Here is a 12942-nt window from a genome sequence, read left to right as displayed (position 1 = left end):
GCTTCTTTCAGAAAAAGAAACGTAATCTTGTAAAACCTCTATAAAACAGATTTTTAAGCATAACCATTCGAAACTCAAAAACAAGTGATCGTTTTTTCGAGTGATTACGCGACCATTCTCCGCTATTCTTGTGGTAAGAAACTACGCAAAGGTTCTGCACGTGTCGGATGACGCAATTTACGTAACGCCTTCGCTTCAATTTGACGAATCCGCTCACGCGTCACATCAAATTGCTTACCGACTTCTTCCAAAGTGTGATCGGTATTCATATCAATCCCAAAGCGCATACGCAAAACTTTTGCCTCACGCGGTGTCAACGTAGCTAAAATTTCGTTAACATTTTAACCTTCGATCGTTGCCGCATCAATCGGAGAAAGAACCGTCGTGTCTTCAATAAAATCACCTAAATGTGAATCACCATCCTCATCACCAATCGGTGTTTCCATGGAAATCGGCTCTTTCGCAATTTTAAGAATTTTACGAATTTTATCTTCCGGCAAGCCCATTTTTTTGCTTAATTCCTCTGGGGAAGGCTCTTTTCCACTGGCTTGCAACATTTGCCGGGCAATTCGATTCAGTTTATTAATCGTCTCAATCATATGTACGGGAATACGAATTGTACGTGCCTGATCGGCAATCGAACGAGTAATCGCCTGACGAATCCACCAGGTGGCATAAGTTGAAAACTTATATCCACGACGATATTCAAATTTGTCGACGGCTTTCATTAAGCCGATGTTGCCTTCTTGAATCAAATCCAGAAACTGTAAGCCACGATTTGTATATTTTTTAGCAATTGAAATCACAAGACGTAGATTCGCTTCAACCATTTCTTTTTTCGCGCGTCGCGCTTTCGCTTCACCCGCCGACATTTGGCGGTTAATTTCTTTAATTTCTGCAATCGACATCCCCTGCGCAGCTTCTATTTCACGCAGTCGGTTTTGCGCGGCAACAATCGCCGGCTGAACCGCTTTTAATGCTTCAACATAATTACTTTTGGTTGTTAAATGTTTTTTCAGCCATTTTTCACTGGTTTCATTCTTCGGAAAAGATTCGATAAAAGCTTGTCGCGGCATTTTGGCATTATTCACGCAAAAACGCATAATTGCTCGTTCTTGAGTACGAATTTCCTCTAAAAGAACACGCATCTTACGGATTAACTTATCAAGCTGCCGAGGAATTAATTTAAACTGGGTAAACGCTTCCGAAACCAAGGCCGATTGCTTTAATGTCTTTTTATGTTGACGGCCATATTTCTCCTGCAATGCGAGATAGTCTTGATAAAGCACTTCAAGTTCGCTAAAACGCGCTTGTGCCAACTCCGGGTCAGGTCCCCCATCGAGTTCCTCACTAAAGGCATCTTCGTCACCCGAACCATCTTTTGCTTTAAGATCATCCCCCTCCTCATCGACATCTTGATCCTCTTTCAGAGCGACCGAATCTTCTTGATTTTCGCGATTAACTTCTTCGCCTAGAGTATCTTCCTCATCAACCTTTTTGAGTGCTTCATCACTCAACGTAGTATTTGCAGCTAAAGGTAATTCGTTAATATCAAAGAAACCACTAATAATTTCATTCAAGCGTAATTTCTGTTTTTTGTAACTCGCATATTTTTTCAATACGTCCGCAACTGCGCCGGGAAACTGCGCAAGTGCCGTTAGAATCGCCTGTACGCCCTCTTCGATACGCTTAGCTAGCTTGATTTCACCCTCACGGGTTAACAGTTCAACCGTCCCCATTTCTCGCATATACATGCGCACCGGGTCAGTGGTTCGCCCAAGTTCGCTATTAATCGTACCCAATGTCGCGCCACTTTCCGAACCAGCATCTTCATCAGAAGCATTGCTCGAACTATTGCTTGAAAGCAACGTTTCCATATCCGGTGGCACTTCATACACAGGGATACCTAACTCGTTGATTTTCAAAACGATTTCATCGAGTTGGAGTTGATCTTGCTCAGATTCGGAAACCGTGAGCGACGAGATCCCGTAACCGGGCTTGTTGTTCTTCGAAATCCATAATTGTGCTTGACCTCTTAGGGAAAATAATGCTTTTATTATGCCTACTCTATTATACCTTTAAAGATAAACCTATAAACCTTTCCTTGAAAAAAGGCAAGCAATTATCCCTAAAAAGATATGATTATACTCGGACTCGGTAGCAATTTGGGCGACAGTTTAAAGAATTTACGCCTTGCCGTACAGCTATTAAAAAAAACAGGAGCAATTGATTCGATTCGGGTTTCGCCACTGTATACTTCTTCGGCATTACTACCAACCAATGCGCCGACTGATTGGAACAGGCCGTATCTTAATATTGCTTTGGCCTGTGAATCAAGTCTCTCTCCGATGGCACTACTCACGATTGTCAAAAAAATCGAACACCAAATAGGGAGAAGTGAATCGACCCGTTGGGCCCCACGCTTAATTGATATCGATATCTTAGCGTGGCATGATGAAATCATCAATGAGCCTACCCTACAAATCCCTCATCCAGAATTACAAAATCGACCTTTTGCTTTATGGCCGTTACTCGATTTATGGCCTACCTGGTCATTTCCTCATCGTAACCTCCAAGAAATAGTGATGCATTGGGGTTCGCGCTTTGAAGGCACAGCGCCTTTGGCAACACGACGTTTACCTCATCCTGTTTGTCGGTATTTTGAATGTCACTCCAGATTCGTTCTCCGATGGGGGCTACTATACAACGGTTCCCGATGCATTACGTCAAGCAGAACGCTTACTGGCGTTGCCCATACTCAGTGAACTAAACACACTTAAGAAAACAGCCCCTTTCCCTTGGGTATTAAGCGTGGATACCCGCCATTATCAAGTCGCCGAACAAGCACTCGCTTACTCAGTCGATTGGATTAATGAGTTTTTCTGACCCAAAAATGCGTGCGGTGTCCCCGCAAACAAACAGTGCATACTCCCTGACACATGTAATCTCTGGGAAACTTTACTTAGTTGGACTAAACAACGCTTTGCTGAGTTAATCGCTTTAAATATTGATCCACAACGATTCATTTTTGACATAGGGATTGGCTTTGGAAAAACAGCTCACCAAGCCTACCAATTATTAGACGATATAACGGCTTTCCGTACATTAAACTGTCCTCTTTTGATAGGACATTCTAGAAAATCTTACTTACACCCAGCGTTGATATCACCCAACGTTGATAAAGATTTTGCAACCGCTCTGTTGTCTTATCATCTGGCCCGCCAACACGTCGATTATCTACGTGTCCACAATGTTGCACTCAATGCCCAAGCGGTGGCATTGGCCACACAACAACGAACACTTTGCCTGCAATTTTAGTGCGCGGCAATACACGCATCTCTATTGAAAAGAGGTTATTTTTATGCGGATTATTTTAGCCAATCCCCGCGGCTTCTGTGCTGGAGTCGATCGTGCCATCCAAATTGTTGAACGGGCTTTGGCTTGGTTTGGTACACCCCTTTATGTTCGTCATGAAGTCGTTCACAACAAAACCGTAGTAGAAAATCTTCGTCAAAAAGGTGTTATTTTTATCGAAGATCTCCAAGAAGTACCTTGCGGCGCTACGCTGATTTTTAGTGCACACGGAGTCTCCCAAACCGTTCGTGCATTGGCACAACAACGTCAACTCCGGGTGTTTGATGCCACGTGCCCACTGGTCACCAAGGTCCACATGGAAGTCGCTCGCTACAGCCGTCTTGGACAAGAATGTATCTTGATAGGACATCGTTGTCATCCTGAAGTAGAGGGCACCCTGGGGCACTATGATAACCCAAAGGGTGGTATTTATTTGATTGAAACAAGAGAAGATGTTGACCATTTAACTGTTAAACATCCACAACAATTAGGTTATGTGACCCAAACAACGTTATCCGTTAATGATACACAGGCTATCATTAACGCTCTTCAACAACGTTTCCCCTCGATTGTGGCACCAAAGAAAGAAGACATCTGCTATGCCACCCAAAATCGACAACAAGCCGTCAAAGAACTGGCTATGCAATGTGATCTGGTTTTGGTATTGGGCTCTCAAAATAGTTCAAATTCAAATCGATTAAAGGAAGTAGTGGATCGTCTCGGTAAAAAAGCGTATTTAATTGACTCTTTTCAAGATATTCAGCCTCAATGGCTCACCCCGAATACAGTGATTGGGATTACTGCAGGCGCTTCCGCACCAGAAGTGCTTGTCCAAGCACTTGTAAACTATTTACAGTCCTTAACGGATACTCCATGTGAACTCTTTGAGTTATCGGGTACTTCCGAAGACATTACTTTTTCTCTACCGCGTGAACTCAAAGATAACAGGCATCCTCAAGCAACTACTATAGATACGGTTTAATTTTATAGTAAAAAAATGATTTTTCGCTGAGACTTAAGTAAAAGAATACACCACCAAGATACTCATCACCGTTAATCATATGATAAAAGATCGCGGCTGACGGGTCCGTCGTGGGGACTCAGAAAAATTCTCATCATTCGCTGAACCAATCTGGCTGCTACTTTTATTGCTTGGTTTAAAAAATTCTGTGCATACACTCGATTTTAACTGACCTACACTTTTCTCTAAAATCGTCTCTTTATCAGTCAGATTATCGACTATAAACTTATAATGGTTAATTCTTGCTCTCAATAGTTCTCCATTAAAAATACTTCTTTGTATAGCAGAAAAGTTGATTAATGCTAAGTGTAACTTTTCAAAGAAAGTCGGTTTTCTTAATAAAATGGATTCATCTACCCAATCTTTAAATCGATTCAAATTCTCTATAAATTTTGTCGTGCTTTCTAAGAGAATTTGAGATGATTGGCTTCTGTCTTTAGTCTCTGTGTTCAAAGAAGACTTTGCTTTATCTAAAGATAAGTTAATTTGATCTACAAGAAAAAAATGACTGCTTTCAAAAAAGTAAGAAACTTTCATCAAGTATTTCAATTTGTTCTTCAAGCATGCGTACTTCATCTTTATTGATCACATACTTACTTTAAGGATCATCTATCTCTTTTTTAAAAAGATTAAGGTGATTTTTAAGTGCAAAATAAAAACTAGAATAATTCGAAATAGCCACAGATAAATACTACGTATATTGGCTAATTAAAAAATAAGCATTTACATCGCCTGGAATAGTTACCTCCTTGTTTACTCATCGCTCAATTTAGAAAATAAACTTGATTTTAACCTAAACGATTTAATAATATGGTAAATAGGAGTATATCGACTATAGGATTAAAGAACAACAAAAATTTAAATAAAAAACTTTAAATTCTAGGTAATTATTTGGAATTAAAACGATATATTTCTGAATTGATTACTAAATAAAATAGCATAAAGAATGCTATAAACGTAAACGATTCTTGGTAAGAATAATAAAAAGATCGGTAGTAATAATATTTTTTATTTATAATAAAAAACAGAAATTAAAATAAAAAATAAACGGTACAAAATTATTTTAATTTTTTAATTTTTATTAAAAAATTAAGGTGTTATTTTTATGAACGTTATATTTTTTAAGTTATTTTATGCCGATTGACTACCTATTATATTTTCTACAATCTGAAAGAAAATTACTTATTGATGCAATTAAAAATGCGACACATATTTCTTGGCCAACCCTGTCATAAACACACCAAAAATCAGCAGTTATTTTTATTCAGGAATTAAAAAACATGATTTCTATGAATCTCTTAATTTACTTGAGCGTCTTATTCTATTGAAAATCATTATAAATAATATTTTTTGTCATGATGTGCTCGAATATGCAATCGATCGCCTGCCAAATATCGAGTTCGAAGAAGAAGAAAATATTCTTAAACGTCGAATCGATATTCTAAAAATATTTAACTTATTAGACGATATTGAAGCAGAGATTATTGATTTTTCTCAACTAGAATCAAATTTTTATGAAATAGAAGTTTTTATTACAACACATCTTGAAGAAATGGCTGAATTAAAAAAAATAATCAATTCAAATATAATTTCTTTTAACCACATTAAATGGTTTTTTAATTCGGAGTTATTTGATTTAATTCTTGACGTAGTCGAAGAAGCTTCGTTCTTACCTTCTATATACAAGTTTATGCTCGGTGAAAAATTAATCACTCAACAAGCTGAGCCAAATGAACACATTGAATTATTGCTTATAAAAAAATCAAAGGAAAAACAAGCTTTTAACTATGAATCCTTTCGTCAAATTCTTTATTCAAAAACGAATATTCCTAAACCTATTTCTAAACGTTTTTCAATCTCACCAGACGGAACACTGCTTCATCATAAACGTAAAAAAATTCCCTCGCCTTTAATAACAGAATCGACTGCTCCTCCTGAGAGAAAAAAATTACGATTTAATTAAACAGTTTTTTAATGAAATAAATTAGATTTGATTTTTTAGAGACAAACCTAGAACTTCTCTTTAGATTATTTGCTGCAACGTTATTAATCTCAGCTTCTGTCTTCGGGGACATATTAAGATCATTTTGTAACTCTAATATGCGTGCTAACAAGGATAAACAAACTGAATCATGAGTTATTGTTTTAAACAACTCAGGTATGTATTCCCTTATTGCCTTCAGATATGCATTGATGCTCAATTGCCAACTATCAAGACTGGATTGCCAAGGATTAGTAATGTTTTTAAAGGCTCAATAATTGTAGGCATGTTTATTGTTATCGATTATTATTATATTAATTTAGATCACAAGTAGATTAATAAAGTATTAGGTAGGATTAGCTATTTTTATTTTATATAAAACAGATAAAAAATGTTGTTAAAAAATGAATAGCTGGGTATTAGTTTGAGTTACCGAGTTACTATTCGTACTCTGAACTTTTTGATAAATTACTGAGAGAATGGGTATATTCAATATCAAAAGGTTGAAAGAAAAATTGCTAATCAAGCTCAAAGTGGCTAGAATATGACACGTTTTTACAAAGCCGAAATAGCTCAGTTGGTAGAGCAACTGATTTGTAATCAGTAGGTCCCGGGTTCGAATCCTGGTTTCGGCACCAGTAAAATCAACGACTTACCTCTAATCAACGCCAAATTAACTTTTACCATGTCGAATATGTGTCGAAGTTTGGAAGAAAAAAGGTGGGTATCTGGTATATTTTCTAGCCAACTCTTTAGCTTTATCGAATTGAATATCATCCATGGTCATATTGAGATTCACTTTCTTATCGGGCGCATAATAACCTTTTATTTTATTGATTTCAGAAATAGCTCGAATAGAACATGGTAACGCGTTGTAGTTAATTGCACCATCGTCAGAAATGCCTGCTCTAACCGTGCTCACTAACTTTTCCATCACCCAATCGATAGTAATTAGAGCTGCATTGGTAGAATTTTCTTGAATGGATTTTAGGTAGACCTGACCTTCTGGCTTTTTTAAAAGTCGGCTAGCAATCCATGAAGCACTTGTTGAACAATATCCTGCTGCTATGGCCGCTTGCTTAGCGTCCATCTTGCCTGTCTCATGCATTTGCTCGATTAATCGGTTATAGAAGGCAAACTGACGCTGGGTAAGTCCATTGGATAAACGGGTTTCGTTAGCCATTTCAATAGTCCATTGTTAACTGTATATAATATGTACAATTATATACTATTAAATATCAATTTATTAATAATGCTATTTAATATATTAATTAATCAATTAATTTGATTAAAACCCATTTAAAGGGGTAAATAACCAAGATAGACTAGCCCATATAAACAGTATAATCAGCGTTTATACTTCCACAGGCCGTAACCGTCTCGCATTTAGCACACACTCATCCCTTTAAAGGTATTTCTACTTGGAAGGTTGAGCCATTGCCTAAACTACTTATTAAACTGATTTTTCCATCAAGCTCTTCTACATATTTTTCTTGTAAGGTATAGTCCCATTCCACTCCCTGTAAACACAGGGCTTTCACAAGAAATATACATAGGCTTTTCACAAAAAATTCTCCTTAGTTTTTTATAAATTTCTTATTGTAATTTTACCATCACTGTAGTAGAAAACTTCCAAATTGAGAAAGAAATGTCTCTAAAACTGCCCAAAGATTGACTGGCTTACCTGAAAAGCATTATATTTCCTACATCTATAAAAATAATAAAGGGACAGTATGCCTAAAAGAAATATTTTATTTATCTTATCTCTATTAATATTAACCCTTACAGGGTGTGCAACTGCCTATCAGCCTTATAGTTTAGGTAGCGGTTACAGAGATATAGCACTTTCTGAAAATACCTATAAAGTTTCTTTTCGAGGAAACGCATTTACTTCTAACGAGCTTGTTCAGAACTATTTACTCAGAAGATGCGCCGAATTAACTGTGCAAAAAGGATATAAGTACTTTGTCATAGTTAATGAAAACACCGAAGTATCTCATGAAACCATCACAACACCGACTACCGTACAAACTAATTCCATGGGTACATTTATGGGTAACGGTAGTGTATTTTCAAATAGTTATTCCACTATCAATCATGGCCAAACTGCAACTTTGAATAAATATAAAGATATAGTTGTTATTAAATTATTAAAAAATAATAAAAATGATATTAATGCTTTAAATGCAGATATTGTACTCAGCAATTTTAAACATACAAACTAAGCTTTAAATGGAAATTATCATGAGTAATCGTACATAATGGATTAAAATTGCATTAAAATTTAAATAAATCGTATCTTTAACTTTTATTTTTTAGGGTTAGAAAAAATAGCCCGTTACATCTGTTACAGCGTTACATTTTATATAACCTATTGATTTTATTAGTATTTTTCAATATTTGTTTGTAGAAAGCGTGAATTCACCAAGTTAGTGCAACTTTAGTACAAAAAATAGACAATAAAAAGATAATAAATTATTGTTTATGTAAGAATAATAATAAGGTTGCCGAATGGGTTATAAACAACTTGATTTCAAAAAGAGATGCCAAATATATGGCTTATGAAAAGCTGGATATAACCAAACGGAAATTGCCAAAGAAGTAGGTGTCCATAAATCAACGATTAGCCGAGAATTTAAGCGTAACACACAGCTTATGCGTACCCAATGGGGTTGTTGGCAGTATAAATCACATTATGCTCAAACTTATGCTGATGAAAGACATAAAAATAAACTAAAATATATTAAGCTAACCAAAACAGTTGAAAAGTTTATTGATGAAAAGCTTCAACTTGAATGGAGTCCTGAACAAATTAGCGGTTACGGGAAACGACATAATTTATTTTTAATAAGTCATGAATGCATTTACCAATACATACTGAAAAACAAACAGAAGGGTGGTCATTTATATAAACACTTACGCCATCAAAGTAAAAAATACAGAAAACGGTATGGTAGCCCTAAAAGACAAGGTCCTATTAAGAATCGCCGTTTTATTGATATGCGGCGCCTGTCATAGTCGATGCAAAACGACGGTTAGGGGACTGGGAAATTGATACGATTATAGGTAAGAATCACAAACAGGCAATTGTCACGTTGGTTGAGCGGATAAGTAAAAAAACTATTTTGAGTAAAGTAAACTCTAAAAAAGCAGATTTAGTTTCTTCGTCGATTATTTCTTCTTTAAAACCCTTATCTAGCCAAGTTTTTACAATTACTGGGGATAATGGAAGCGAATTTGCCTACCATGAAAAAATTAGTCAGGAATTAGAAGCTGATTTTTATTTTGCCCATCCTTATTCTTCGTGGGAACGCGGACTTAATGAAAATACTAACGGGCTAATCAGGCAATATTTGAAAAAGGGATGTGACTTTAGTCCCGTCACGGATAATGACCTTAAATTTATTATGGACAGGCTGAATAACCCACCTGGAAAATCACTAGATTTTGCTACACCAAAAGAGGTATTTTATGAAAACTCATACCAGTAGATAGTCAAAACAGGCGTTGCACTTATGAGTTGCATCCGCCTGCGATACTCTCGCATGACGCATTAAGAAAAAATCCGTTCTCATGGCGACGACGTATCCGTAAGGTTAACCTATGATACTGAATGAGTTAACCCGGGTGAATTAACGCCGTTCTCGACCTGCCTAGCTTCACTAATAAGTCCCCTGGTACGAGACGGTGAATTAGATGGTGGCTTGAACATCATCGCATGTTGGTTATATTCTTGGCCACTACTGCGGTCTGATGAATTAGATGGTGGCTTGAAGAACATCATTGAATTAGTAGCGCCCTCTAAACGCTTAAAAATATCTTGCGCTTCTTTATTTTTTAACGGGCTATTTAATTTTATTAACTCATTAGCTATAAACATAATAGCAGTAATTAACAAAATCAAAACTACCACCGATGCAAGAGCAGGCAATCCTGTAAGAGCAGGAGCGATTAAGACACCGCTTGAAAATAGACACTTTGCTGTAAAGCTTAAGATGAGAAGCGTCACGAACATACCAAAACCTAGTAAAAAAAGAACATGTTCTTGATGGGTTTTATATTTTTCGTATTTAGGAGCAAGTTTAGCAATCTCAAGTAGCTCACTACGAATCGTTTCATAATCTGAATCACTACAATGCCTGTCTACCAACGCCTGCGCAGCATTTAGAATAATTCTATGGTTTTTGAATTCGTCATAAGGTATTTTACTAATTGTGGACAGTGGCATCCTATTATCAGGCGACATTCCAATCGCGTTTGATAACTTGCTCCGCCATTCTATTTTTTGTAAAAAATCTAGACTTTCATAAGGTAAAGGGTTGTCATTTTTAGCAATTGAAACCTTAATAGTCCCATTCTGCTGATTTATAACGTTAAACATTCGAAATTTTTTGGGTCGCTCCTGATAATACCGGTTACCAGCATTATAATCCTCAACAGCTTCATATATTTCGTTTGAGGCGGAACTATGTAATATAAAGATTTGATCGAGACGATTCTTATTCTTATTATAAAAGATGGACATATAGTGGCTCCTATTATTTTTTGATAAAAACTCAAACACGCCCTGTTCGTCGCCTCCAGCAACCCATCCATGTGAAACAATACCCTTCAATTTCACATAAATTTAAAATATAAGCTTTTTTTTATTAAGTCAAATACTTATTGTCCCTTAACGATTACGTATGCCATCCCCTTAACTGCAATTAGTTTACTTGCTCGAATTTACATTTCTCAAAATACGTCAAGTTAACTTCTTGCCGCATTTCGATTAGAATTTACCCAAATAATTTAAAGTATAAAAAGCATATAGGACTTACGCATTGACAGGGTAAAGGAGTTGTGTAGAAGAAGTAATAAAATTTCGAATCGTACTCAGATATAAATTTCTCTTGAGCTCATACCAATGAAAAATAGATTCATTGAACCGCATCAATTCAAGTTTCACGAACGCTTTTAATGCACAGAATATGTGGTTTTTTATAGGATTTTCATTGCGCACTTGAAAACGTTCGATATTGCAGAGTTGTTTGATGGCTCGATGAAACTGTTCGATGCGCCAATGTGCACGGCGAAGCTTTTCAAAATCGATTTTTGTTAGCCTTTCAAGATTATTTAATTCAGCCGTGCTTAGGATGTATAGCATTATCCACTAACTAGTAGACAAATAATTTGTTAAAATTAACTAATTTTAAGAAGAAGAAAAAAGATGCCGTATAGCGTAGATTTAAGAGAGCGGGCAGTAGCAGCAGTACACAAAGGGATGAAAAAATAAAGGTATGTAAAATTTTTAATATAGTGAGACAAACACTGTATAGCTGGCTTTCCCTAGAAAAGAGTCAAGGGCATTTAAAGCCAAAAACAGGATTTCAAAAAGGCCATAGTCATGCAATAAAAAATTTAGATGAATTTCGTAATTTTGTTAGGCTTCATGCCGATTATACGCAGGAAGAGATGGCAAAAAATTATAATATAGGTCCATCAACGATAGGAAGAGCGATGAAAAAGATAGGCTATTTTAGAAAAAAAAGAGTGCCACTTACGTAGAAAGAAGTGAAGAAAAACGAGCGGCCTATTTAGCTGAAATAAATTAGCTTAGTATTGAACAGATAGTTTTTGTTGATGAATCGGGAATGAATGACAACGATTTTTATCCCTACGCCTATAGTACTGTAGGCGAAAGATATTATGAAGCACATCCCGGGCATTATAAAAAGAGAATTAGCATGATAGGTGGGTTGTACAATCAAAATTTTATGGTGCCCTTCATGTTTCAAGGTCACTGTAATACAGCTGTGTTTGAAGTTGAGAAAATTTTGATACCTCAATTAACGAAAGGCAGGATTATTGTCATTGATAATGCCTCTTTTCATAAATCAGCTAAAATTAAAAATTTAATGCGAGCAGCTGGAATTAAGCTTATTTACTTGCCTCCTTATTCTCCTGACTTAAATCCCATAGAACATTATTGGCATAAAATTAAAAATTCAATTAGAAAATTAATGCGTAATTCTAAGTTGTTATTAGAAAATGCTATGGAGCAGATACTTAAAAAAATGTCTAGTTGTTAGTGGGTAGCGCTATAGTTAATTGAACCATCGTCAGAAATACCAGCGCTAAGCGTACGCACCAACTTTTCTATCACCCAATCTATGGTAATTAAAGCAGAATAAGTAGAATTTTGTTGAAGGGATTTGAGGTAAACCTGACCTTCTGTTTTTTTTAAAAGTCGGCTAGCAATCCGTGAAGCACTTGTTGAGCAATATCCTGCTGCTATAGCCGCTTGCTTAGCGTCCATCTTACCTGTCTCATTCATTTGCTCGATTAATAGGTTATAGAAGGTAAACTGATGCAGGGTAAGTCCATTGATAGACGGGTTTCGTTAGCCATTTCAATAGTCCATTGTTGACTGTTAACTGTACAGAAGGTGTACAATTATACACCATTAAATATCCATTCATTAAAAAAATATTTAATATGTAAATGAACCAATTAATTAAATTGTATAACTATTTAGAGGGCAAATAATCAAGACTGATTGGCCTATATAAACAGCATAGTCAGAATTTATACTTCCAGGCCATAA

At 36.1% G+C, this 12942-nt stretch carries 13 protein-coding genes, 1 tRNA gene and 3 pseudogenes; 10 read left to right on the top strand and 7 right to left on the bottom strand.

Annotation, left to right across the window (positions count from 1 at the left end):
- Positions 1-122: 122 nt before the first annotated feature.
- A pseudogene (gene rpoD / locus S3O_RS14175) lies at positions 123-1952 on the bottom strand (RNA polymerase sigma factor RpoD); the annotation flags it as partial.
- Positions 1953-2138: 186 nt separating this feature from the next.
- Between rpoD and folK the strand changes: the two are divergent.
- From folK to ispH, 4 genes are read left to right on the top strand one after another with little or no spacing between them, the layout of a single operon-like run.
- Positions 2139-2765: a 2-amino-4-hydroxy-6-hydroxymethyldihydropteridine diphosphokinase gene (folK, locus tag S3O_RS17785; RefSeq protein WP_010598318.1), complete on the top strand. Its 627-nt coding sequence runs from the start codon at positions 2139-2141 to the stop codon at positions 2763-2765.
- Entirely contained in the window at positions 2749-2886 is a 138-nt protein-coding gene (locus tag S3O_RS17780) for a hypothetical protein (RefSeq protein ID WP_192805907.1), read from the top strand. The genes folK and S3O_RS17780 overlap by 17 nt, the downstream gene beginning before the upstream one ends.
- A 39-nt stretch (positions 2887-2925) precedes the next feature.
- Positions 2926-3318: a dihydropteroate synthase gene (locus tag S3O_RS16565; RefSeq protein ID WP_083827693.1), complete on the top strand. Its 393-nt coding sequence runs from the start codon at positions 2926-2928 to the stop codon at positions 3316-3318.
- A 43-nt stretch (positions 3319-3361) separates the two neighbouring features.
- The gene (gene ispH / locus S3O_RS0106735) at positions 3362-4336 is read left to right on the top strand and encodes a 4-hydroxy-3-methylbut-2-enyl diphosphate reductase (RefSeq protein WP_010598316.1); all 975 of its coding nucleotides are present in this window, start codon (positions 3362-3364) and stop codon (positions 4334-4336) included.
- Between the two features lie 75 nt (positions 4337-4411).
- Here ispH and S3O_RS0106730 read toward each other — a convergent pair whose 3' ends face one another.
- Positions 4412-4912 carry a hypothetical protein gene (locus tag S3O_RS0106730; protein WP_010598315.1) on the bottom strand — a complete coding sequence of 167 codons (501 nt, stop codon included), beginning with the start codon at positions 4910-4912 and terminating at the stop codon, positions 4412-4414.
- Between the two features lie 679 nt (positions 4913-5591).
- Between S3O_RS0106730 and S3O_RS0106725 the strand changes: the two genes are divergently transcribed.
- Both S3O_RS0106725 and S3O_RS0106715 read left to right on the top strand, forming a co-directional pair.
- A complete protein-coding gene (locus S3O_RS0106725) occupies positions 5592-6338 on the top strand; it encodes a hypothetical protein (RefSeq protein WP_010598314.1) in 747 nt (248 codons plus the stop codon).
- A 580-nt stretch (positions 6339-6918) separates the two neighbouring features.
- A tRNA-Thr gene (locus tag S3O_RS0106715) sits at positions 6919-6994 on the top strand.
- 35 nt (positions 6995-7029) lie between these two features.
- Here the strand turns inward: S3O_RS0106715 and S3O_RS0106710 are convergent.
- Both S3O_RS0106710 and S3O_RS17380 read right to left on the bottom strand, forming a co-directional pair.
- The gene (locus S3O_RS0106710) at positions 7030-7539 is read right to left on the bottom strand and encodes a terminase small subunit (RefSeq protein WP_010598312.1); all 510 of its coding nucleotides are present in this window, start codon (positions 7537-7539) and stop codon (positions 7030-7032) included.
- Positions 7540-7753: 214 nt separating this feature from the next.
- Positions 7754-7921 (bottom strand): hypothetical protein, encoded by a 168-nt coding sequence (locus S3O_RS17380; protein WP_010598311.1) that lies wholly within the window; start codon positions 7919-7921, stop codon positions 7754-7756.
- A 168-nt stretch (positions 7922-8089) separates the two neighbouring features.
- On the opposite strand from S3O_RS17380, the gene S3O_RS15625 reads away from it, so the two are divergent.
- Positions 8090-8581: a CC0125/CC1285 family lipoprotein gene (locus S3O_RS15625; RefSeq protein ID WP_010598310.1), complete on the top strand. Its 492-nt coding sequence runs from the start codon at positions 8090-8092 to the stop codon at positions 8579-8581.
- A 286-nt stretch (positions 8582-8867) separates the two neighbouring features.
- Positions 8868-9847 (top strand): annotated as a pseudogene (locus tag S3O_RS20685) (IS30 family transposase).
- 110 nt (positions 9848-9957) lie between these two features.
- Here the strand turns inward: S3O_RS20685 and S3O_RS0106690 are convergent.
- Together S3O_RS0106690 and S3O_RS20470 are read right to left on the bottom strand one after the other, a co-directional pair.
- On the bottom strand, positions 9958-10977 hold the full coding sequence (locus tag S3O_RS0106690) for a hypothetical protein (protein ID WP_010598309.1): 1020 nt from the start codon (positions 10975-10977) through the stop codon (positions 9958-9960).
- Between the two features lie 296 nt (positions 10978-11273).
- Positions 11274-11442 (bottom strand): annotated as a pseudogene (locus tag S3O_RS20470) (transposase); the annotation flags it as partial.
- A gap of 185 nt (positions 11443-11627) precedes the next feature.
- Here S3O_RS20470 and S3O_RS14165 point away from each other — a divergent pair.
- Entirely contained in the window at positions 11628-11903 is a 276-nt protein-coding gene (locus S3O_RS14165; RefSeq protein ID WP_083827692.1) for an IS630 transposase-related protein, read from the top strand.
- A 53-nt stretch (positions 11904-11956) separates the two neighbouring features.
- Complete coding sequence (locus S3O_RS0106675; protein WP_328264369.1) at positions 11957-12427, top strand: IS630 family transposase; 471 nt, start codon at positions 11957-11959, stop codon at positions 12425-12427.
- Here the strand turns inward: S3O_RS0106675 and S3O_RS0106670 are convergent.
- Positions 12424-12672, bottom strand: a complete 249-nt coding sequence (locus S3O_RS0106670) for a terminase small subunit (protein ID WP_235776209.1) — start codon at positions 12670-12672, stop codon at positions 12424-12426. The genes S3O_RS0106675 and S3O_RS0106670 overlap by 4 nt on opposite strands.
- Positions 12673-12942: the final 270 nt, after the last annotated feature.

Origin of the sequence: Rickettsiella massiliensis 20B (genome assembly GCF_000257395.1) — a bacterium.
In the GTDB taxonomy this organism is placed as follows: Bacteria; Pseudomonadota; Gammaproteobacteria; order Diplorickettsiales; family Diplorickettsiaceae; genus Diplorickettsia; species Diplorickettsia massiliensis.
Note: the sequence above shows the minus strand (reverse complement) of the source record. Positions and strands in the feature narration are given on the sequence as shown.

What these genes read in the sequence shown, in the direction of transcription:
- folK (WP_010598318.1), top strand. Translation starts at nt 2,139, where the DNA reads ATGATTATACTCGGACTCGGTAGCAATTTGGGCGACAGTTTAAAGAAT.
- ispH (WP_010598316.1), top strand. Translation starts at nt 3,362, where the DNA reads ATGCGGATTATTTTAGCCAATCCCCGCGGCTTCTGTGCTGGAGTCGAT.
- S3O_RS0106730 (WP_010598315.1), bottom strand. Translation starts at nt 4,912, where the DNA reads ATGAAAGTTTCTTACTTTTTTGAAAGCAGTCATTTTTTTCTTGTAGAT.
- S3O_RS0106710 (WP_010598312.1), bottom strand. Translation starts at nt 7,539, where the DNA reads ATGGCTAACGAAACCCGTTTATCCAATGGACTTACCCAGCGTCAGTTT.
- S3O_RS15625 (WP_010598310.1), top strand. Translation starts at nt 8,090, where the DNA reads ATGCCTAAAAGAAATATTTTATTTATCTTATCTCTATTAATATTAACC.
- S3O_RS0106670 (WP_235776209.1), bottom strand. Translation starts at nt 12,672, where the DNA reads ATGAATGAGACAGGTAAGATGGACGCTAAGCAAGCGGCTATAGCAGCA.